Raw genomic sequence first — 22,437 nt, forward strand, 5'->3', positions numbered from 1 at the left:
TTACAGATCGCGGCAGGCACGGTAAATGTCGCCCCAATCGGCACGTGGTTTTACTACAGTTTCCAGGTATTCCTGCCAAACCAGTTTATCCTGCACCGGGTCTTTAATTACCGAACCAATGATGCCCGCGGCAAGATCAGCTGCCTTCAATTGTCCATCGCCAAAGTAGGCAGCCATTGATAAACCGCTGTTCACAACGGAGATAGCTTCGGCAGTGCTTAAGGTACCTGACGGCACTTTGATCTTGGTTTTGCCATCAAGCGTAACGCCTGCACGAAGTTCGCGGAAGATGGTCACTATCCGGCGGATCTCCTGCAATGCCGGCGGTTCGGCCGGCAGTTCCATTACTTTTTCAAAGCTTTCAACCCGGCGGCGTACGATGTCTATCTCCTCTTCCACCGAATCAGGCAAGGGAAGGATGACGGTATTGAAACGGCGCTTTAACGCGCTTGATAATTCATTTACACCTTTATCACGATTATTGGCTGTGGCTATGATATTAAAACCTTTAACGGCCTGCACTTCGATATTAAGCTCAGGCACGGGCAGCATCTTTTCAGAAAGAATGGTGATCAGTGTATCCTGCACATCGGCGCCAATACGAGTAAGCTCTTCTAAACGAACTATTTTACCATCTTTCATCCCGCGCATTACAGGCGTTTCTACCAGCGCATCTGGCGATGGGCCTTGTGCTATCAGGCGGGCATAGTTCCAGCCATAGCGAATGGCCTCTTCACTTGTACCGGCTGTTCCCTGGATAATCATGGTTGAATCGCCACTTACAGCCGCCGCCAAATGCTCACTCACCCAGCTTTTTGCTGTACCGGGCAAACCGTATAATAACAGGGCACGATCTGTTGTGAGCGTAGCTACCGCTATTTCCATTAAGCGGCGGTTGCCAATATATTTTGGCGAAACCTCAAAGCCATTCTTCAGCTTTCCGCCAACCAGGTAGGTTACTACTAATTGAGGAGAAAGTATCCAGTTGGCCGGACGCTTATCACCGTCCTGCTTTTTCAATTCTTCCAGTTCGTGTGCAAATAATTGCTCTGCATGCTGACGTAATATCTGTGACATGTTAAAGTTTTTATGCGTTAAAGGCTTTAAGCGTTTGCTGTTTTAAGTTGAGTAAATTAATTAAGTGATTGCGGGTTTTGTCCCAGGTTGGCTGGAGGTTAACCTGCTGCGATGTTATGTTTTCGACATGTTTCAAAGCCCCGACAGGGATCAGGCTGATATGCCGGGTAAAAAAACCACGATTATATTCGTAAGGCCAGTTAGCCATTTTTAGCAAGGCCGAAACCGCAAACTCGGTGCCCCATTCATCACTAATGCGGATGGCATGAGCAATTGTATTTTGCGGATCACTGCTCAAGGCTTTCAGCAGGTATTTTTCCTGTTCCCTGCCGCTTAGCATTTCAACAAAATCCGGGTAGAACATACTTTGCCCGAGAAAAAACGGCACCCAATTCTTTTGCCTAAACTTTGCTACCGCATTGGCCAAAGCCGGTACCATAGCAGGTGCATATTGTTCAAAATATTCAACTATCTGAATGGGCGTTGCTTCAAACTGATCTTCCCAAAACGCCGGCGGCACGCTGCTGATGAGCTGATAAATAACATAGTTTTCGTCAGTTACCGTACTTTTAGGCCCCGATAATTTTTCGATGCCCGATTTGTAGATGCTTTCGTCAACTACGGCGGGAAGTTTTATTTGGATGGAAGTTTTAGTAGTTAAACCTAATAAGGCCTTTTCTTTTTTTAGCGATACAGATTCACGTAGCAACTGCTGATACTGTTTAACAACCGACGAACCAGAAATACTTTTGAGCAGGGCCAAAGCTTCATCTTTAACCTTTTGCCCTTTTTCGTTGAGCAAGCCCTCCAACCATGGCAGGTCATTAACATTACTATTCACTTTCATGGCTTTAAGCAATTCCAATTTACCGGCTGCATTCTCCTGCTCCCACGTTTGCTGCAGCCATTCTAAAGCTTTGGCGGGCTCACTCAGTCTTAAGCTTTTCAATATTTCTGAACGCTGGGCTGGCGTACCCATTTGCCATAGTTCCTCATCGGCTATAGTAGTAAACCAGTTCCACGCAGGGTTCATTTTGCTAAGCCAAACTCCCCTGTTACCGCTGCATTCAATAACAACTTTGCGTAATGCCATCTCCTTTTGTGCTTTTTCAAATACGACCGGCAACACATCAAGCAATAGTAATTGCCCTGATTTGCAGCATTGCATTAACCACAATTGTAGTAATTGATCGTTCTCCTCGCCCAATATGGCGTTCAAAACCCCGGCAGCTTCGGGTGCACAGTACGGTTTTGTTTCTGCAAGCGCTTTATTAGCCGGCAGATCATTTTTTTGAAAGGGCACAAAACCCGATTGCCTGTAATTATAGATCACAGCAGCCTTTTGCAGGTAGCGTTCTTCTTTATCTAAGCCTGCTGAGGCCTCTATCGCATTAGCGATCAGGGCTACTTCTTCCGGCAAATCAGCAATAGCAGGTGTAGGTTTATCAGTACCCAGCATTGCGGTGTTTATGATACTTTCCCAGGCCTTCATCAGATACTTTTGTAATTATTTTGATGCCAAACGCCAATCGGGCGATATTCATTTTCTCTACCGATGACGGCCATGTTTACCGGGTCGCCTCCGCTTATGGCAATCAGTTGCCAGATGTTGGTATAACTTGCCGATATTTTACAGAGGCAGCCTTCGCTATCCTGCAGCCACCATTGCTTTTGGTAAACAACCGGTGTTAGCGATGCTATAACAACGGGCATTTCATTGCGAAATGGCAAACGACTGTTTAGTATGGTTTCATAACCGGCAACTTGCTGCCAGCCTGTAAATGTTTTTATATTAACGTTATCGATTTGCCTTATGATATTATAATCCTTAACGATAGCACGATACGGCAGGGCCGACGGGAAATACACCAGGGTAGCATCCAGGTACATCCCCGGCGAAAAGTTAAGCGGCGGGAACTGCCCTTTAACCGTAAATTGCAGCACCAGCGCATAACTGTTGGTTTTTAAACCGTAAAGCCAGTTTTGTTCAATGGTCAGTTGCTGCTCATCGTGACTTTCCTTTCCAATAACAAGCCAGGTATCTCTTACACCTGTTTGCGCCCGCAGCTCTTCCTGGTTGGTGGTGAAACCTATGACAGTGCATAAATCCTGCTGCAAATCCGGGTCAATATTTTGAATGTTATTGTACCCCGCTGCAACTAAATATAATTGGAGTAATTTATCTATAAAGCCACTTTGCCAGCCGTCGTTCCAAAAGTTGGTAGCACCAAGGTTCCTTACCATACCAGCCAATCCCGATGCCTGGGCATCAACCATACGGCGGGCCATATTATCCCAGTAAGCCGGCGTTTTTTCGGGGACGGTTAAAATTCCGCCGCGTACAATATCTTTAATCCAAACCATTAGTTCGGCTATCCCTGCGCTTACTTTTTGTTTCCGTGCCTGTACACGTTTAGCCTGCGCGTTTTCATCTACAGGTTTTTCGGCCGCCTTTTCAACTTTTTTTTCTTCTTTTTCGGCTCGTTTGTTTATCCAGTCGCTTACCCAGGCAGGCATTGTTGATTTGGCAAATAAGCCTGGTTGCCTCGCACATAAAAGCATTAAGCCTAAGCCATGCTTACATGGAAATTTACGACTGGGGCATGAACATTTAAAGGCGATAGCGCCAAGATCAACTTGAGTTTGGTAAGGTTTGCTGCCGCTGCCCTGGCATTCGCCCCAAAGGGCTTCTTCACTAATCCCTTTGCTTACCCATTTGATCGGGTTAGCCAAATCACGACCTGCTTTTTTTGAAGCTTCATCAGGTGCGAGAGTGTATATCTGATCTTCTGTTAGCTGCAAAACTTGTGATATTTAGTAAAAAAACGGGTTAGGTTTCTCGTTCCTAAAATCAGGATAAAATAATTAGCTGTCAACCCGAAAATAAACAAAAACCCTCCTCCGGTAATAACCGAAAGAGGGCCAGTCAACCTAACATAACCTGGGTAACCCGGGTGTTTGTTAGTTCATATTAGTTAATCGTTACATTAAGTGCGAAATTATAAAGCAAACCCGTAGGCTAAACGCAGGCCAACCATACCAAAATGATCCTGGTTAGCACCCGAAAAGTTTTCATAGCGTACACTTACATCCCAGGTTTTATTGGCCCAGCCTATACCAGGCGAAAGATCAAGCCTGTGCGGGCCCCAGCCATGCTCCAGTTTTTCGTAAGCGATACCAGCTTCGCCGGCAACATATACACTTGGTACAAAAAACTCTTTGAAACCAAATTTAATAGGAATTTCGCCATAGCTTGGATAGCGTTTACCCGTAGCAGGATTTTCTTTCTGAAAAAAATGATACCCGCCCATAGTATAAGTAAGCGCAAAACTATTGCTTATACCATATTGCAAACGGGCTGTACCACCTAATGTAAAAGTAGTGCCAATTTTTGCTACACCTGTAGGCAAGCCGGTTTCAATTCCTAAACCTAAACGGAACGCATTTGCAGGAGTGGTTTGCGCTTTTACCGTATTTGAAAAAAACAGTGCTCCTGTCACAAGGGCCGCTGCTGTTAGCTTTGATAGTAATTTCATGTAGTAATATGTTTGTGTACATAATGATTACTACCATTTTAGCAAAGGCGTTGCCTCGGGTTGCAGTTTTTTTTATAACTGTAAGATATCTACCTGCAAAACACTACTCTTTTATATAATGCACCCCGAGAACACCATCGGCAAAAGTTGTGCTTTTTTCCAGTTTAAGTTTTATTTCCGCATTAGGAAACAACGGAACACCGGCGCCAAGCACTATCGGGTTTATAAACAGCCAAAATTCATCAATCAACCCTTCCTGCATCAAATAACGGGCAAGGCCGGGGCTGCCGAACATGATGATCTCGCCGCCTTCCTGTTTTTTGAGGTCTGAAATCCGCGCCTTTACATCGTCACTGATAAATCTAATCTTATCGGTATTTTGCCCGGCAGCATTTTCAGACACTACATACTTAAGTGTATTATTATACCATGTAGCGTGTTCAATATCATGTTTTGAGGGGTTTGGCCCATCGGCTGCTGTTGGCCAGTAGGCATCCATCATTTCAAAAGTTTTACGGCCATACAGGGCGGTGTCAGCTACCTGTGTGCGGGCGTTGGCATACTCAAACAGCTCATTGCTCACTTTGATCCAGTCCATAGCGCCATCAGTGCGGGCAACCATACCGTCGAGTGAAATGTGCATAAACAATACTAAGTTTCTCATAATATCAGTGGTTATATTTTTTATATCAAAATTAAACCGGTGCTCGTTCGTATGCAGGGGGCTAAAGCGACTTTTGAAGGGTGTAAATATGACTATAGTAAAAAGGCCATGCTCCCGCACGGCCTTCTGTTATCAATTATAAATTACTTTACAACGTAGCCATATCAATTACAAACCTGTAACGCACATCGCCTTTTTCCATACGGTCATAAGCAGTGTGAATATCCTTGATATCGATCATTTCAATATCCGAAACGATGTTATTTTCGGCACAGAAATCAAGCATTTCCTGGGTTTCTTTGATACCACCAATACCCGAACCGGCTAAACTTTTACGGCCACCCAATAAACTGAACGCAGCAATCTCAGCCGGTTTAGGGGGAACACCTACGCAGATATGAACACCATCGGTACGTAATAACGACAGGTACATGTTAAAGTCATGCTCGGCCGATACGGTATCCAAAATAAAATCGAAGGAGTTTTTAGCTGCTTCAACCTGTTTTGGATCGGTAGTTACCACAAAGTGGTGAGCACCTAATTTTTTAGCGTCTTCTTCTTTCTTAGGCGATGTACTTAATACCGTAACATCGGCGCCAAAGGCAACACCAAATTTAACCGCCATATGGCCTAAGCCGCCTAAGCCAAGCACGGCAAGCTTATGGCCTTTGCCTACTTTCCAGTGTCTTAGCGGCGAGTAGGTTGTGATGCCGGCGCATAACAACGGGGCAACGGCGGCGAGGTCAACTCCTTCCTTAAGGTGCAGCACAAAATCCTCATTAACAACAATGGTGTTTGAGTAACCACCATAAGTAGGTGTTTTATGATCCTGTTCAAGGCCATTATAAGTTTGTGAGTTGCCATTAAGGCAATATTGCTCAAGGTCGCGTTTACAGTTTTCGCATGTACGACATGAGTCAACCAAACAGCCGGTAGCGGCAAGGTCGCCAACTTTAAAACCTTTTACATGCTCGCCAACTTTAACTACGCGGCCAACAATTTCATGTCCGGGAACCATAGGAAAAATACCGGGGAACCAGTCGTTTTTGATCTGGTGCAAATCGGAGTGGCAAACGCCGCAGTATAAAATATCAAACTGCACGTCATGAGCACCCACTTCGCGCCTCTCAAAAGTCCAGGGGGCAAGCGGTGTATTTTCATCTTGCGCGGCATACGCTTTAGTTTCAATCATAGTAGTAAACGTTAAGTAGTGTGAATGATGATTTATTGAGTTTGGAGAGGATCTCCTTTACAAATGTACAATGATAATTTTATAAATATCGGCCAAGCATGGGTTGAAATAAAAAAGTGACACATGAGGGGATAAATATTAACCACAGATAAAAGCAATCATTTAATTTAGCATACAGATTAACACCGCATGAAAATAGCAATTGCCACCCCGCCTTTTCCGAAATCAATTAATGATGGTCTGCAACAAGCCGAAAAGTTGATTAAAGATGCAGCATCACAACAGGCAGAGGTTATCTGTTTCCCTGAATCATATATACCTGGATATCCGGGTATGATAACCGATCCGGAACCAACATCGCCGGAGATACTGCAATCGGCACTGGATGAGGTATGCAAGATTGCCGCCGAAAATAATATAGCGGTAATTATGCCTATGGATTGGTACAGCGAAGACGGGCTTTTAAACATTGCACATGTAATATCCCAAACCGGCAAGGTACTTGGATATCAAACTAAAAACCAGTTAGACCCTTCCGAAGACGCCATTTGGGTGCCGGGCACCCAACGAAATATTTTTGAAGTAAATGGCTTAAAATTTGGCATTACCATTTGCCACGAGGGTTTTCGCTATCCCGAATCGGTAAGATGGGCGGCGCGCAATGGCGCGCACATTGTTTTCCACCCTCATTTTTCGGGCAGTAATACTGAAGGGGTATTGCTTACCGAATGGGGCAGTATGGCAAACCCTTATTACGAAAAAGCCATGATGATGCGGGCGCTGGAAAATACCATCTATTTTGCCAGTTCTAATTATGGTTCGCTTTACCCGGAATCGGCAAGCTCAGTTATAGCGCCGGATGGTACGTGCGTGGTTTACCAGGCTTATGGAACAACCGGTGTAATTATAGCCGATATTGACCCGCAAAAAGCTACCGGATACCTGGCTAAAAGATTTAAACCACTGTTGTACGATTATTAAAAGCGCCGATATTTTAACCATTATTTGAATTTTGTAAATAATGGATTGATTTATTAAAACGCCTCCCCTCCAATCTGTTTTACTTTTGTATCAAAACAAAAAAGAAAATGGAAAACAGAAATAAAATTGCCGTGGTAACCGGCGGCAGCCGTGGCTTAGGCAGGGACATGGCCTTAAGGCTTGCCAAAAAAGGAATAGATGTTATTATAACCTACAATACTAATGCAGAGGAGGCGGCTAAGGTAGTTAACCTTGTAGAACAAAGCGGCGCAAAGGCAGCAGCATTGCAACTCAATACCGGAGTAATTAAAAGCTTTGATGCATTTACCGAAAAACTGCGTGAAGTTTTGACGGATAAATTTGGCACCGATCATATCGACTTTTTAATTAATAATGCCGGGCAAGGCGGTTACAGCGCCATTAGCGATGTTACCGAGGAATTTTTTGATGATTTGTTGAACGTGCACTTTAAAGGCGTATACTTTTTAACTCAAAAACTGATCCCGTTGATGGCCGATGGCGGTGGGATTGTCAACGTATCATCCGGATTGACGAGGGTATCGGTTCCTCGTTCTTCGGCCTATGCATCTATGAAAGGCGCGGTAGAAATTTTCACCCGTTACCTGGCTAAAGAACTTGGCGGAAGAGGTATCAGGGCCAATGTGGTTGCCCCAGGCGCCATCATGACTGATTTTGGCGGCGGCCATTTGCGCAACAGCGAAGAAACCCAAAAAATGGTAAGCAGTATCACAGCCTTAGGCAGACCGGGCGTTGCGGAAGATATCGGCGGCGTAGTAGCTTTCCTTTGCACCGAAGATGCGCGTTGGGTTAATGGCCAGCGTATTGAAGCATCGGGTGGTATGGCAATTTAAACGAGAAACATCTTGATTAGTCAGGTACCTCGTTAAAATTAATGAGGTACCCCTTTTGCACGGAGCCGGCTGTATATTATTACGGAAGGCGCCTATAATGCGTCTCTACAACAGGCGATTTATTTTAATACTTCCAATATCACAATCACCGCGTTGTTGCTTAATGCTTCCATGTCAGCCTCTTCCAACTGCCATAACGCCAATCCGTCGCGCTCATGCATCAGGCGGCCCTGCAGCTCAAAAGCCCCGGCAAGCACAAATGCGTAAAACAACGATCTATTGTTTTGAAGTTGATAAAGCGCATCAGCCCTCCCGCCAAATACCCCTGCATGCAATCGAAACGGATGCATTCCGCTGGTGGGGACCAGGTCGATCAGTTCATTTTGTCTGTTGGTAATATCAAATTTAAAAACTGCGTCGTGGGGTAGATTTATAACCTCATCATCCTTTAACTGCAAATAAATGTAATTGATCCAATCGCTTTTATAAAGATTAGTTAATTCAAGACGCTCACCCGCAATTGTATAACCTGCAAACACCTCTCCAACATCAATCAGGCGGATATCTCCATTTGCCCTTTTTAACAATACTTCGCCGGTTACCGGCATTAAAACAAACCAGCCGGAGTTTTCGACAGCTACATCAATTGAACTACCACCCGCCAGCATTTCATCATTCCATACCTCCAACCGGCCAAAGGGTTTACGATGCTCGTTAAAATAGTTATCATAATTGAAACTACTGTAACGCCGCAGGGTTGCGGTTTTCGTGAAACCTCTTTGGTCGGCTAAATGTATTTGTCCCGGTGAGATCTTTTCCATGTTAATTGTGATATTGCAATGAAGTTATGTTTATATACGGCTGCAATTGCATAAGGTTGGTAGATATGCAATTATTTTCGACATTTAACTGATTTTCGGCCTGTTGAGCGGATATGAGCAGGTAATTATCTATGGTATCATGCCAAAACAACGGTTCGGAATAAAAATTTACCGCGACCTGGTGTTTATCCTTATCATCAATATCCGAATTGATGATCTCCAGCTGAAACCTGCTGAATGTAAGGAACCGCCGGCCAACATTATTTAAAATATCGGGCATAATACCGCCAAGCTGCTGAATATAACCGGTAACCGATGGGGTAACCATACCCGTTAAACGCTGGGCATTGGGCACATTCCTTAACAATTCGGCATAGGAAGTATAGGCTGTTCCCTGGCTAAAGTTCTGGGCCTGCATTTTAAATTCCAGGTAGGTGCTTTCAAAAACCAGCTTATCCCATTGCTTAATCGACCGGATATGGATGATTTTACGATAACATAAAATGATGACACGTTTTTGCATATGATGGTTCAAAAAACAAACGCCGGCGACAGCCGGCGCTCCGTTACAAACAAAATGTTTTTTTAAGCAGGTACACTTAAGCTGATAGCTAATACAAAACCGGCGGTGGTGCTACCGGTAACAGTAGCAGTTTCAAGCGTATACCCATCGCTAAACACATTATCACTGGCGTTATACGTATATCCGCTCATGCCTTTAGCATAACCATTAACAGCCGCCAGGGCCGTGCCGGAACCTTCCGGAAAAGCGATCTGTGTTACCTTCAATGATGTACCCGATGAGTTATACACATGAACGTGAATATGCGTAGCCCTGCCCGTATACCAACCTGGAAATATAGAAGTAAAAGTTACCAGGCCATTTGAATCGGTAGTTTGCCTGCCACGCAAAAAATGTACGGAAGTATAATTTGTTGATTGTGTGCCGCTGCCGCCATATTCAGAATAATTGCCTTCCGCATCGCAATGCCAGATATCAACCAACGCTCCCGAAAGCGCGCTACAGCTATTATTGCTATTGTTGATTGTAATTTTCACGGTAAGCTTATACCCGGTACGGCCATCGGTAATATCGCTTCTTACATAAGATGCCGGTGAATGTGTTGGATAGGGGCCTTCGGTTTCGGTAGGTGCAACACTGCAGGTGCCTGAATCGGTTGACCCCGAAGTACTGCCGGAAGATGAAGTAGTAGTTGTTGTGGCGGTATCAGCATCCTTTTTGCAGGCTTCAACCAATACCGACGATGACACTGCGCCAATTACCAGGCTTTTTAAAAAGTTCTTTCTTTCCATTGTATATTCTCCTTTTAAGTTTAAACTAATTCGTTGATTCAAAAGTAAAAGCGGCATAGTCAGTGTTGAAGCATGTGTCGGTTAGCTGCCTTTTTGTGTCGATAAACAGCAAATTATCGGTGCGCAGGAAGATAAGATTGTATAAACATACAGTTGCATGACAACTTTAAACCGTCAAATTTCTCTATCTTTGCATGTTTTTTTGAGAGTATATAATATTTATGGCATTAAAAAGCAGTGCGGTGATTACCGGTGTAGGCGGCTATGTTCCCGACAACATTTTAACTAACAGTGATTTAGAAAAAATGGTTGAAACTAACAGCGACTGGATAGTTTCACGTACGGGGATCAAAGAAAGAAGGATCCTCGCCGACAGAACACTGGCTACTTCAGATATGGCTGCCTTTGCAGTAAAAAATTTACTTGAAAATGCCAAAGTCGATCCTTCTGAAATTGACTGTGTTATTGTAGCCACCTCAACCCCCGATTACCTGCTTATCTCCACCGCCAGCATCGTTTGTGATAAATGTGGTTTAAACAATGCCTGGGCGTCTGACGTTAATGCGGCCTGCAGTGGTTTCCTTTATGCCTTTACCCTTGGCTCGAGCCTGGTTGAAAGCAACCGTTATAAAAAAGTAATAGTTATCGGTGCCGATCAAAACAGCGCCATTGTAAACTATGCCGACCGCAACACCTGTATCCTTTTTGGCGACGGCGCCGGCGCGGTATTGCTTGAACCATCTACCGAAGATATTGGCGTTATTGACAGTGTATTTAAAACAGATGGGCACGGCAGGGAGCATTTATATGTACCCGGCGGAGGTTCTATGAACCCGGCATCTGAAGAAACTATTGACGGCAAACTGCACTACATACGCCAGGATGGCCGCGTAGTCTTCAAAGCTGCCATAAAAGGGATGACTGAAAGCTGTACATCTGTGCTGCAACGTAACAACCTTACCATAGATGATATTAACTGGCTAATACCCCACCAGGCCAATTACCGCATTATACACGCCGTAGGTGACGCCTTGGGCCTACCTGAAAGCCGTGTTAAGATCAACATCGACCGTTATGGTAACACCACAGCTGCCACTATCCCGCTGGCGTTATGGGATTATAAAGAAGATTTTAAAGAGAACGATAACATGATCCTGACAGCATTTGGTGCTGGGTTTTCATGGGGCGCTACTTATTTAAAATGGGGTAAATTGAGATAAGCGACCTCACCCCAACCCTCTCCAAAAGAGAGGGAGTTAAAATTCAATTCAATGACTACTGAAGAACGAATTAAAGAAGCCGAATCACGGATATTCAAAACCGTGTTCCCGAGCGACACCAATCATTACGACACGCTTTTCGGAGGTTCGGCAATGGCCATGATGGACGAGGTAGCTTTCATTACGGCCACCCGCTTCACCCGTAAAAAAATGGTTACCGTATCATCCGACAGGATCGACTTTAACCGCCCTATCCCGGCAGGCACCATTATTGAGCTTGTTGGCCGTATATCCCATATCGGTAATACCAGCCTAAAAGTCTTGGTTGAAATCTATATTGAAGAAATGTACTCCTTTGTACGCGAAAAAGCTATCACCGGCACTTTTACGTTTGTTGCCATTGATGATCATAAGCACCCGGTAAGCGTATTGTAAGCTTAAAGCGGAAAGCCTAAGGCCTAAAGCCCGATTTTCCCGTATACAAAACTGCTTTGAGCTTTCAGCCTTAGGCTTTAAGCTCTTTTTTAGCTTCTTAATGTAGTTTCTTCCGTTTTAGTAAGCCGCCTGTAGTATCGTCAATACTTTGCTGTACAATAAAAGCTTTCGGATCAATACGAAGAATAGTTTGTTTTAATGATGGAATTTCCAAACGGGTGGCCACAGTGAAAACAATATCACGGGGATCATTCACATGGCCGTCTTTACCGTAACCACTTTTCCCCTGGTAAATAGTAACACCCCTGCCAAGCGTAACCGTTATCGCCCTCCGTATCGCATCACTTTTGGTTGAGATTACAGTAACGCCGGAGTATTGCTCGATACCGTTCAGCAGGAAGTCGATCATTTTAGCGGCGGCCATATAGGTTAATATCGAATACATGGCCGGTTCAACACCCAGCACCGATGCCGCTACCCCAAATATCAAAACGTTAAGCAGCAAAATAAAATCGCTCACTTTAAGCAGCTGCGTTTTTTTGCTTACCAATACGGCCGCTATTTCGGTACCATCAAGCACAGCTCCGCCGCGCATGGCCAACCCGCTGCCGGTACCAATAAATACACCGCCAAATACCGCTGTAAGCAATTTATCATGAGTAACATCCGGAAAGCTGACCAATGCCAGACAAAGCGATAAAAGCGCAATGGCCCCGGTACTTTTTATCGCGAACCAAAGCCCAAGCTTGCGATAACCAAGCCACAAGAAAGGAACATTGATAACAAAGATCAATATCGATATAGGAATGGAGGTTATATCAGATATCAGCATAGAAACGCCGGTAGCACCACCATCGATAAAATGGCTTGATAGCAAAAAACCCTTAAGGCCAAAAGCTGCCGATAAAATCCCGAGTCCGATATTTGCTGAATCCCTAATCGTGTTGATTGCCTTCATGCCCAAATATAGCTTTTTGGCGCTAAAAGCAGGTATTTGAACACTGACGAATGTTGATAAAGCGAGATTTTTGACTTTTACCTCACCACCACCTGTATCGTATTCCTGCTGATCTGTTCCAGTAAAATAGTTTTCCCTTCAGTTAATTCTTTAATGGTATTTACACCATCATGACGCACGGTAATCAACGTTAAGCCCTCATTATACTTCACTTTAAAATCCTGCTTTAGACCAGTTAATAGCTTCTCAAAGCGCTCCTCATTCAGATCAAAACAAACTGAAAAACTCAATGCTGAGGTTTGCATTACATTTACCTTAACATTATTCTGGGCAAACAGGCGAAACACATCACTCAGGTGATCTTCCGTAATAAAAGAATAATCTTTACCTGATACTGATAGCAATACCTGGTTCTGCTTCAAAATGATCACCGGTTTGGTAAACTGGTTATGCCCATCTTCTTTTATTACAGTACCGGTAGCCGAAGGATCAGTGAAGGGTTTTACTAACAACGGAATTTTAGCATTCTGTAATGGCTTGATAGTTTTTGGGTGAATAACGCTTGCACCGTAATAGGTCATTTCGATGGCTTCCGTATAGGAGAGCTCATCAAATTTAACCGTATCAGCAAAAAATCTCGGATCGGCGTTCAGGATTCCCGGAACATCTTTCCAGGCGGTAACCGACTCGGCACCCAAACACGCTGCAAATATGGATGCGGTGTAATCTGATCCTTCGCGACCAAGTGTGGTGGTAAAATTTTCGGAGGTGCCGCCCAAAAAGCCCTGGGTTACAACAATACTTTTTTCAAGTAAGGTTGGAAGATCCTTGCTGATACTTGCTTTAGTTTTATCCCAGTCAACTATGCCTTCCCTGTAGGTATTATCTGTATGCACATATCCGCGTACATCAAGCCATTTACTTTGCAGGCCGACCAGGTTCAGATAGGCATTAACTATCCGGGTTGACACCAACTCGCCGATGGAAACGATCTGATCATATACAAAATCGTAGCTGTCATGTGGTTCATCTTCAATGGCCCAGTCAATCTCCACAAAGGTGTTAGCTACTTCGTCAAATACCGGGTGACCGGGTTCAAACAAGCCATTCAGGATATTGTAATGATATTCTTTGATCTCGTTAAAGATATCATGCATATCATCAGCCTGATCCATATAAGCTTTGGTAAGCTTTTCGAGCGCGTTGGTGGTTTTGCCCATAGCCGATACCACGATGAGCAATTGTTGATCAGTATATTGTTTTACAACATTAGCAAGGTTGGTAACACCCGCAGCATCTTTAACTGATGCCCCTCCGAATTTAAAAACAAGCATTTATTTAATGAATTGACTTACAACCGAACCCGGCTGTACTAATGATTTGATCTGTGCATATGGAATGAACAATTCGGTAATACCGGCCGCGTATGGTTTAATGTCATACTGATTATACAAAAATTTAATCCCAAGTGGCGTAATGGAAAAATTAGTATTGAGCGCGAATTTGTTATCCTTAAAAAAATAATTGGTGGCGAGTGATGCGGTATCACTTAATTTTTCATTCTTCCTGAAGATCTTTTCGGCAACAGCATTTAATTTATCATGATACCCGTCAACAAGAACATCATCAAGTTTGAGGTTTTTACCGGCTTTGGTATCCCAGTTTATAAAGCCGACACATGTGCTGCCATGAGCGCCGCCGGTATATGAATAACCCCGAACTTCGAGCGTTGTTAAGCTCGAATCCTGGTGGATCACCTTAACGGAATCATCCAGCGTAAAAAACATTCCCGGCCGCAGGTTAGTCTTCCTGAATTCATCATATGATTTCAGGAACTTTTTGGTCATTAGCTCCAGGCTGGTGTCGGCTTTACCGTCCATAGCAAACATCGATGTAAGCTTACGGGTTATGCTATCATTTAAAGTTTTGGCGCTGTCAAAAATAGGGTAGTTAATTTTCACTACCGTACAGGCGCTATCGGCCTTAGCACCGCAATCTGCCGCCCGCGCTTTGATGACTTTATAAGCATAACGCAGAGTATCAAATGATTTTTCGGGAATTTTATTAGGAACGCCCCACTGGCACGATGATAATCCCATCGCCATAAAAAACAACAGGCACAGATTTTTCATAGGTATAGTATTAGTAGTTTAACAACTGCTCTTTTGAAAGCGAAGCATTTAACCAGCCCGCCTCAATATTCGCGCCGTACTTATTGTAAAAGTTAATGGCCGGCTCATTCCAGTCAAGTACCTGCCAAACCATACCGCTGAAACCTCGTTCTTTAGCTTCCTGGATCAACCTGTCGAAAAGTAGTTTGCCGATCTTTTTGCCACGCATATCTTCAGTTACAATGAGATCTTCCAGGTACATGCGGGAGCCTTTCCAGGTGGAGTAGCGAACATAGTACAAGGCAAAACCAACCACAAGGCCGTCAACTTCGGCAACAAAAGCTTTCCATACCGGGTTAGGGCCAAACCCGGTTTCTTCAAAATGCTGCAGGGTTACGGTAACCTCGTCCGGGGCTTTTTCATAGAGGGCAAGCTCATGCACCAGCTCCATCAGGCGCGGACAGTCGGTTTGAATGGCTTCCCTTATAATTAGCCCCCCGGCCCCCTGAAGAGGGTGCTGACTTTCAATTTTATTTTCTGTATTATTCATTTTTATCTTTTCGCTTCGCAGTTGTTGGTGTTGACACCAACAATTTCATATTTATTTTAACAGGTGTTCAACTTTTTTAGGTGTGAACACTTACAGATATCCTCCCCAAAAAACAACTGATAATCAACTATTTAATTTCAACGCATATTACCCATCCAAACAAAATGAACACATAACAACTGATAATCAATTACTTAATTTTTCACAACTTTACAAGTTGAACACCCGTTTTTAAAAAATTGAACACTTAAATTTTTCTTCAAAAAATAGGTTGTTGGTGACAACGCCAACAACGGCCATAGCAAGAATGACGAAGCAATCGCATACTACACAAGGCGGCTATGCCTCCGTGCGATTGCCGCGCTGTGCTCGCAATGACATGATGGGCTAATTAATTATTCTTCCAGTGCTTGATCACCCTACCTCCGAATATCGTGCTGCCCAATCTTACCATATTACTGCCTTGCTCAATAGCCAGTTTATAATCAGACGACATGCCCATCGACAGGATATCAAAACTTTCCTCTTTCCGGAAATAACTCACTTTTATGCCCTCGAAAAAGGTGTTCAGTTCGTAATATTCTTCTTTAATCTGCTTTTCGTTATCGGTATTGGTAGCAATACCCATCAACCCACGGATACGAACGTTTTTCATTGCAGCAAACTCTTCAGAGCGCAGCAATTCTATTGCTTCATCAAAGCCCAGTCCGTATTTGGTTTCTTCGTCGGCTATATAAATTTGCAAAAGGCAGTCAATTATTCTTCCGGCTTTTTCAGCATGTTTGTTGATCTCGTGCAAAAGTTTCAGGCTATCAACAGACTGGATCATACTTACAAAAGGCGCTATATACTTTACCTTATTGGTTTGCAGGTGACCAATCAAATGCCATTCGATATCTTTAGGCAGCTGCTCGTACTTCTCAACCATTTCCTGCACTATATTTTCGCCAAAAAGGCGCTGTCCGGCATCATAGGCTTCCTGTACATCTGCAACAGGTTTTGTTTTTGATACGGCCAATAATATTACCTTATCTGCTTCCGTTTCCTTTTTTAAGCTTTTGATGTTATCTGCAATGCTCATTTATCCGTAAATTTGCTTAATTAATCAGCCGCTAAATTACTGAATGCATAAATATATAACCTTGTTTTTTTCTGCAGCACTTTTTTTATGTGCCTGCAATGGCAAAAGTATTCCCAACGACGTCCTCAAACCCGACGCTATGGCAGCAGTGTTAACCGAAATGCACATCATCGACGGCAGCCTGTATAATACTACGCAGATACCCGATAGTTTGTATAAATACGGCGCGGGTAAATACATTGCCATGTTTCAGCGCCTGCATACCGATACCGCGCATTTTAACCGCAGCATGCGGTACTACGCCATGCAGCCCGATAAACTGCTGGCCATTTATGACCAGGTGGATATAAAAATTAAAAGTAAAACCGATTCGCTTGCCAAAGTACAAACAGAACAGAGCAAGTCTACGCGTAAGCTCGATTCGTTAAAAAACTTAAATATTAAAACTAAAATAGATTCGGCAAGGAAAACTCATCCGCACGAAAACACGGAAGCCCGCAAAGCCGACTCATTGAAAAATTTAAAAACTAAACTAAAAACCGACTCGGCCGGGAGATTCCATCCCCGCAAAATCAAGAGAGCCCGCAAAGCCGATTCGTTAAAAAACTTAAAGTCATAACCTGATGCTTTACCCCCAAAACAGTGTAGATAAGCTGGGTTTTACCGAGATAAAAGAACTGATAAAAGCACATTGCCTGAGCGAAATGGGTCAACAAATGGTTGACAAGATCCAGGTGATGAGCAATTACGACCAGATCCATAAATTCCTGAGCCAGGCAAACGAGTTTAAGAATATCCTGGTTAATGATGAGGCCCTGCCCATCCAGCATTTTTTCGATATAAAGTCCCTTGCCAATAAAGCCCGTATAGAGGGCGTTTTTTTAAGCGAAGAAGAGTTTTACCAGGTTCAGGCTTCGTTAACCACGGTATTTGCCGTTATTGCCTATTTTAACGAGCGTGAAGGCCTGTACCCAAACCTCGAAGCCCTTTTTGAGCACCTGCCTATTGAAAAGGCGATCCTTAAAAAGATAGACGCCGTGATTGATCAGAAAGGCAAGATCAGGCCCAATGCTTCGCGCGAGCTGATGGAAATTACCACAGGCATTGCCAAAGCCGAGCAGGAAGCCCGCAAAAAAATTGATATGGTTTTTAAAAATGCCACATCAAACGGCTGGGCTGCTGATGGTTCGTTAACAGTACGCGATGGCAGGCTGGTGATCCCGCTGCTGGCCGAAAACAAACGCAAACTGAAAGGTTTTGTGCATGACGAATCAGCATCGGGCCAAACAGTTTATATTGAGCCCGAAGAGGTATTTGTACTCAACAACCGCATCCGCGACCTGGAATTTGAACGCCGCCGGGAGATAGTAAAGATCCTTACCGCTTTAACTACCGAGTTAAGGCCTTATGTGCCTTTGCTGCTCTCGTACCATGGCCTATTAACCAAGCTTGATTTTGTGCGCGCCAAAGCGCTGTTTGCCATTGATATTGAGGCCGAAATGCCGCAGGTGATAAACGAGGCCAGGGTTAAATTATACAATGCCCGTCACCCGCTATTGTTCCTGAATTTTAAGGCAGAGAAAAAAACGGTTGTCCCACTCAATATGCAGATAGACGAAGGTACCCGCATCATCGTGGTATCGGGCCCTAACGCCGGCGGTAAATCTGTTTGTATGAAAACCGTTGGTTTATTACAGATGATGGTGCAGGCCGGCTTACTCATCCCCGCGGATGAAGCCAGTGTAGTAGGTGTGTTCAAGCAACTTTTTGTTGATATAGGCGATGACCAGTCGATAGAAAGTGATTTGAGTACGTACAGTGCCCACCTGTCCAAAATGAAAAATTTTGTGGAGCAGGCCAACGGCAAAACTCTCATTCTGATAGATGAATTTGGTACCGGTACAGATCCGCAATTTGGCGGGCCGATTGCCGAGGCCGTGTTGGAATCCCTTAACCAAAAAAAGGTTAAGGGCATGGTAACTACCCATTACTCCAATCTTAAAATATTTGCCAGCAATACGGAAGGGATCGAAAATGCTTCGATGCTGTTCAATAACGTTGAGATGAGGCCGCTGTACCAGTTGGAGATTGGCAAGCCCGGCAGTTCATATGCGTTTGAGATCGCCCAAAAAATAGGCTTGCCTCAAAACGTGCTTAACCTCGCCAAAAACAAAATAAGCGAAGGGCAAAAAAAGGTGGACACCCTGCTGGTTGACCTGGAGCGTGAAAAGCGTTCTATTTTTGAAACCAAACAAAAACTGGATAAACAACAACGCAAGGTTAATGAACTGCTTGCCGAAAACGAGAAGTTAAAAAGCTATCTCGAAGAAAATAAACGTACACTGATTAAGGAAGCCAAGGACCAGGCCAAGAACATTATCCTGAACGCAAACAAGCTGGTTGAAAACACCATTTCCGAAATAAAGAGCAGCAATGCCGATAAGGAAAAAACCCGCCAGCTGCGCGAAAACCTGAACGTTGAACTTAAAAAGAATACCGTTAAAACTGAGGCGCCAAAACCTGCAGCTCCTGTTGATGAAGAGCTGAAACCAGGCGACTGGGTGAAACTCACCGATTCGGAAACTACGGGCCAGGTAATTGAGATCATTAAAGAAAACGTAGTAATTGCCATTGGCGATTTGCGTACGGTTGCTAAAAAGAAACGCGTGATTAAAGTTTCCAAATCATCGGTACCTAAAGAGATCAGACGAAATTTCAGTTCGCACACCAATGACATGGCCAGTTTTAGTCCGGAGATTGACGTACGTGGCCAGCGTACTGAAGATGCGCTTCACGCCATTGAAAAACTGTTTGACCGTGCACTGATGATGGGTTTTAACAACCTCAAGATCATTCATGGTAAGGGCGATGGAATTTTACGCAAAATGATCAGGCAATACCTCAAAAAATATGAACAGGTTGACCGCATGGAAGATGAGCATGCTGATCGTGGCGGAGATGGAATAACTTATGTATATTTGAAGTAAACGCAAGGTTAAAATAATACCAACAACTAACCAAACGTCATTGCGAGGAACGAAGCAATCCCAAACTATACAGGGCGGATTTGCATATTCGCTCTGCCAATCGGGGATTGCTTCGTTCCTCGCAATGACGCATTTTGTTTAACACCGATTCAACCTTAACTTATTTCAACTATGTCTTTAAAATCTATTGCTCCTATGTTATACACCCGGCAGGTACGGGAAAGTGTTGATTTTTATATTAATAACCTTGGTTTTACCTGTATTGGCTATGATGAGGACTGGGGCTGGGCCACGGTAAGCCGTGATGATATCGAGATCATGTTAGCTTTGCCTATTGATAATGCATCGTTCACTGTACCTAAATTTACCGGCTCATTTTATATCCGCACGGATAAGGTTGATCTGTTGTGGAGCGAGCTGAAAGACAGGGCGGTGATTTGCTACCCCATAGAAGATTTTAATTACGGCATGCGCGAATTCGGCGTTTTTGACTATAATGGTTACCTGCTGCAATTTGGTATGCCAATTGAATGATAGTTTCTTAACAAATATTTGCGGATAGGCCAATGACTTATCCGCGTTTTGCATAAGTTTCCTATTTTTAGGGCAACCCCGCCGTTGTTGGTGTTGTCACCAACAACATTTGCTTACCAGTTTTATTAACGGTAACGTAATTAAAAAACATAATTTATTGAAAGAATAGAAGTTGTTGGTGACAACACTAACAACGGCATATGCATAGAGGAGACTTTTTTGCTGCATTGATTTTGTATAAGTTTCCTATTTTTAGGGCGGCCAAACCCTAATAAAAATGCGCAGATTATATTTTCTTGTACTTTTCATTGCATTTACCGGTTCAATAACAAGCTGTCTTGCTCAAAATATTATTTTAAAGAGCAAAGATCAGCGCATCCGCTACACCGGGCGGATCAATCAAACTGATGAAGCTGCCGAACTGTACTGGACGGGCTCATCATTAAAAATTAGTTTTGACGGAACCGGCGCATCGGCTGTGATGCAGGATGAACGGGGCGAAAACTATTTTACCATCATTGTTGATGACAAGGTTGTAAACACCATTCACCTTGATAATACCAAACAGGCTTATACACTCGCTGAGAACCTGCCGAGCGGTAAGCACACCCTCGAACTGTTTAAACGTACCGAATGGGACAAAGGCAAAACCCTTTTTTATCAGTTCACCTTAGCTAAAGACGCCACTGCCCTTCCTCCTCCGGAGACCCAAAAACGTAAGATCGAATTTTTCGGCAACTCCATTACCTGCGGTTATGCCGATGAGGACACCACCGGGCAGGATCGTGGCAGCGCCCCTTATGAAAACGGCTACCTGAGCTACGCGGCCCTTACTGCCCGTCACTTTAATGCACAGTATGTTTGCACCTCTAAAAGCGGTATCGGCATTACCGTGAGCTGGTTCCCGCTCATTATGCCCGAAATGTATAACCGCCTTGATCCAACAGACCCAACAAGCACCTGGAATTTCAAAAAGTATACGCCCGATGTAGTAGTGATCAACCTGTTTCAAAATGATTCGTGGATTGTAAACCAACCCAACAATCCACAGTTTAAAGAGCGCTTTGGCAGTAAAGCCCCCGAGCCGGAGCAGATCATTAAAGCTTATAAAGAGTTTGTAAAAAGTATACGCAAGGTATATCCTAAAGCACAGATCATTTGCGCGCTGGGCAGCATGGATGCAACCAAAGCAGGTTCGCCATGGCCTGGTTATATCGAAAAGGCCGTTGCTGCTTTAAATGATAAAGGCATTTACACGCACTTTATTCCTTATAAAAATACGCCGGGGCATCCGAGCCTGAAAGAGCAGCAAGCTATGGCCGATGATTTGATCGCTTTTATGGAGAAGACGGTTAAGTGGTAAAATATAAAACCATGTCATTGAGCGTAGCGCAGCAATCTCGTAGCAATACAGGGCAAATATGCTTTTCGTATTGCAAAACGACGAGATTGCCACGTCGCCCCAAGGCTCATTACGACTCGCTCCTCGCAATGACATAAAATTTTACCTTACTCCCCTACCTTCTGCTGATCAGGCAGCTCATTAGGTCCTGGAATATTGGTTTGTTGCTTTTTGCTGGCATCCCCGTCATCGTCGGCAGTTCCTTCCTCGTATTGCTGCTGCGGGTTGGGCTTGCTATTACTGGTTTCCGTTTGTCCGCTGTCCTCATCCGAACGGCCGTTTTGTGATACGTTGATCACATTGCCGTAGTTGGCGTTACCTGCCTGGTTAGGATCTTTAAAATTGCTGTTTTCGGGATGTTCCTCGGCAGGCTGGGTGCGGTTAAAGTATTCGTTATTATTGCCCGCCATTTGTGACGGATTGTCTTTATCGTTACCGGCCGGGGTGATATTGTTTTGACCAAAATTTTCGCCTCCCATACCGTTTCCTTCCATACCTGGGTCATTGGGGCTTTTCATTTCTGAGCTACCAAACAGATAACTTCGTTTCAGGTCTTTTTCGTCCTCATTATTGTCGTCATCCACCCGGTAAGCATTGGGTTTGTTTTCTTCATGTTCGGGGCGTTTAAGCTCGTCGCTCCTGAACTCGTCATCTCGTAATTCCATAGGTTTTTATTTGATATATTAATTAATAATAAAATTA

Annotated in this window: 23 protein-coding genes; 8 read left to right on the forward strand and 15 right to left on the reverse strand. The window is 44.0% G+C overall.

What is annotated here, in order from left to right; all coding sequences use genetic code 11:
* The 6 genes from DIU38_RS15080 to DIU38_RS15105 all read right to left on the reverse strand — a co-directional run bounded on the left by DIU38_RS15080 (position 1) and on the right by DIU38_RS15105 (position 6,469).
* Positions 1–1,077 (reverse strand): ATP-binding protein, encoded by a 1,077-nt coding sequence (locus DIU38_RS15080; RefSeq protein WP_112651961.1) that lies wholly within the window; start codon positions 1,075–1,077, stop codon positions 1–3.
* 10 nt (positions 1,078–1,087) lie between these two features.
* Complete coding sequence (locus tag DIU38_RS15085; RefSeq protein WP_112651959.1) at positions 1,088–2,569, reverse strand: DUF5691 domain-containing protein; 1,482 nt, start codon at positions 2,567–2,569, stop codon at positions 1,088–1,090.
* Positions 2,569–3,879 carry an SWIM zinc finger family protein gene (locus DIU38_RS15090; protein ID WP_112651957.1) on the reverse strand — a complete coding sequence of 437 codons (1,311 nt, stop codon included), beginning with the start codon at positions 3,877–3,879 and terminating at the stop codon, positions 2,569–2,571. Before DIU38_RS15090 ends, DIU38_RS15085 begins: the two co-directional genes overlap by 1 nt.
* Positions 3,880–4,076: 197 nt before the next feature.
* Positions 4,077–4,613, reverse strand: coding sequence for a hypothetical protein (locus DIU38_RS15095; protein WP_112651955.1), 537 nt, complete (start codon positions 4,611–4,613; stop codon positions 4,077–4,079).
* A gap of 103 nt (positions 4,614–4,716) precedes the next feature.
* On the reverse strand, positions 4,717–5,277 hold the full coding sequence (locus DIU38_RS15100) for a dihydrofolate reductase family protein (protein WP_112652015.1): 561 nt from the start codon (positions 5,275–5,277) through the stop codon (positions 4,717–4,719).
* 148 nt (positions 5,278–5,425) lie between these two features.
* On the reverse strand, positions 5,426–6,469 hold the full coding sequence (locus tag DIU38_RS15105) for an NAD(P)-dependent alcohol dehydrogenase (protein ID WP_091163319.1): 1,044 nt from the start codon (positions 6,467–6,469) through the stop codon (positions 5,426–5,428).
* A 189-nt stretch (positions 6,470–6,658) separates the two neighbouring features.
* Here DIU38_RS15105 and DIU38_RS15110 point away from each other — a divergent pair, with 189 nt between their 5' ends.
* Entirely contained in the window at positions 6,659–7,450 is a 792-nt protein-coding gene (locus tag DIU38_RS15110; RefSeq protein WP_112651953.1) for a carbon-nitrogen hydrolase family protein, read from the forward strand.
* 107 nt (positions 7,451–7,557) lie between these two features.
* Positions 7,558–8,322: an SDR family NAD(P)-dependent oxidoreductase gene (locus DIU38_RS15115; protein WP_112651951.1), complete on the forward strand. Its 765-nt coding sequence runs from the start codon at positions 7,558–7,560 to the stop codon at positions 8,320–8,322.
* A gap of 119 nt (positions 8,323–8,441) precedes the next feature.
* Here DIU38_RS15115 and DIU38_RS15120 read toward each other — a convergent pair whose 3' ends face one another.
* The 3 genes from DIU38_RS15120 to DIU38_RS15130 all read right to left on the reverse strand — a co-directional run bounded on the left by DIU38_RS15120 (position 8,442) and on the right by DIU38_RS15130 (position 10,457).
* Positions 8,442–9,143, reverse strand: a complete 702-nt coding sequence (locus tag DIU38_RS15120; RefSeq protein WP_112651949.1) for a pirin family protein — start codon at positions 9,141–9,143, stop codon at positions 8,442–8,444.
* A 1-nt stretch (position 9,144) separates the two neighbouring features.
* Positions 9,145–9,666 (reverse strand): hypothetical protein, encoded by a 522-nt coding sequence (locus tag DIU38_RS15125; RefSeq protein WP_112651947.1) that lies wholly within the window; start codon positions 9,664–9,666, stop codon positions 9,145–9,147.
* Between the two features lie 62 nt (positions 9,667–9,728).
* Positions 9,729–10,457 carry a dioxygenase family protein gene (locus DIU38_RS15130; RefSeq protein ID WP_112651945.1) on the reverse strand — a complete coding sequence of 243 codons (729 nt, stop codon included), beginning with the start codon at positions 10,455–10,457 and terminating at the stop codon, positions 9,729–9,731.
* A 221-nt stretch (positions 10,458–10,678) separates the two neighbouring features.
* On the opposite strand from DIU38_RS15130, the gene DIU38_RS15135 reads away from it, so the two are divergent.
* Complete coding sequence (locus tag DIU38_RS15135) at positions 10,679–11,677, forward strand: beta-ketoacyl-ACP synthase III (protein ID WP_112651943.1); 999 nt, start codon at positions 10,679–10,681, stop codon at positions 11,675–11,677.
* A gap of 51 nt (positions 11,678–11,728) precedes the next feature.
* Positions 11,729–12,112, forward strand: coding sequence for an acyl-CoA thioesterase (locus tag DIU38_RS15140; RefSeq protein WP_090524011.1), 384 nt, complete (start codon positions 11,729–11,731; stop codon positions 12,110–12,112).
* Between the two features lie 97 nt (positions 12,113–12,209).
* Here DIU38_RS15140 and DIU38_RS15145 read toward each other — a convergent pair whose 3' ends face one another.
* The 5 genes from DIU38_RS15145 to DIU38_RS15165 form a co-directional block, all read right to left on the reverse strand.
* Positions 12,210–13,070: a YitT family protein gene (locus DIU38_RS15145; protein WP_112651941.1), complete on the reverse strand. Its 861-nt coding sequence runs from the start codon at positions 13,068–13,070 to the stop codon at positions 12,210–12,212.
* Positions 13,071–13,147: 77 nt separating this feature from the next.
* Entirely contained in the window at positions 13,148–14,404 is a 1,257-nt protein-coding gene (locus DIU38_RS15150) for an aspartate kinase (RefSeq protein WP_112651939.1), read from the reverse strand.
* Positions 14,405–15,202: a DUF3298 and DUF4163 domain-containing protein gene (locus tag DIU38_RS15155; RefSeq protein WP_112651937.1), complete on the reverse strand. Its 798-nt coding sequence runs from the start codon at positions 15,200–15,202 to the stop codon at positions 14,405–14,407.
* A 10-nt stretch (positions 15,203–15,212) separates the two neighbouring features.
* A complete protein-coding gene (locus tag DIU38_RS15160) occupies positions 15,213–15,731 on the reverse strand; it encodes a GNAT family N-acetyltransferase (protein ID WP_112651935.1) in 519 nt (172 codons plus the stop codon).
* 391 nt (positions 15,732–16,122) lie between these two features.
* Positions 16,123–16,812 (reverse strand): YggS family pyridoxal phosphate-dependent enzyme, encoded by a 690-nt coding sequence (locus DIU38_RS15165; RefSeq protein ID WP_112651933.1) that lies wholly within the window; start codon positions 16,810–16,812, stop codon positions 16,123–16,125.
* Positions 16,813–16,855: 43 nt separating this feature from the next.
* On the opposite strand from DIU38_RS15165, the gene DIU38_RS15170 reads away from it, so the two are divergent.
* The 4 genes from DIU38_RS15170 (at position 16,856) to DIU38_RS15185 (ending at position 21,696) form a co-directional block, all read left to right on the forward strand.
* A complete protein-coding gene (locus tag DIU38_RS15170) occupies positions 16,856–17,431 on the forward strand; it encodes a DUF4296 domain-containing protein (protein ID WP_112651931.1) in 576 nt (191 codons plus the stop codon).
* A gap of 4 nt (positions 17,432–17,435) precedes the next feature.
* Entirely contained in the window at positions 17,436–19,799 is a 2,364-nt protein-coding gene (locus DIU38_RS15175; protein WP_112651929.1) for an endonuclease MutS2, read from the forward strand.
* A 171-nt stretch (positions 19,800–19,970) separates the two neighbouring features.
* A complete protein-coding gene (locus tag DIU38_RS15180) occupies positions 19,971–20,333 on the forward strand; it encodes a VOC family protein (protein WP_208057804.1) in 363 nt (120 codons plus the stop codon).
* Between the two features lie 277 nt (positions 20,334–20,610).
* Positions 20,611–21,696 carry an SGNH/GDSL hydrolase family protein gene (locus tag DIU38_RS15185; RefSeq protein WP_112651927.1) on the forward strand — a complete coding sequence of 362 codons (1,086 nt, stop codon included), beginning with the start codon at positions 20,611–20,613 and terminating at the stop codon, positions 21,694–21,696.
* A gap of 146 nt (positions 21,697–21,842) precedes the next feature.
* Here the strand turns inward: DIU38_RS15185 and DIU38_RS15190 are convergent, their stop codons facing one another.
* On the reverse strand, positions 21,843–22,400 hold the full coding sequence (locus DIU38_RS15190) for a hypothetical protein (RefSeq protein ID WP_112651925.1): 558 nt from the start codon (positions 22,398–22,400) through the stop codon (positions 21,843–21,845).
* Positions 22,401–22,437: the final 37 nt, after the last annotated feature.

It is taken from the genome of Mucilaginibacter metallidurans (assembly GCF_003286435.2).
Taxonomy (GTDB): Bacteria; Bacteroidota; Bacteroidia; order Sphingobacteriales; family Sphingobacteriaceae; genus Mucilaginibacter; species Mucilaginibacter gossypii.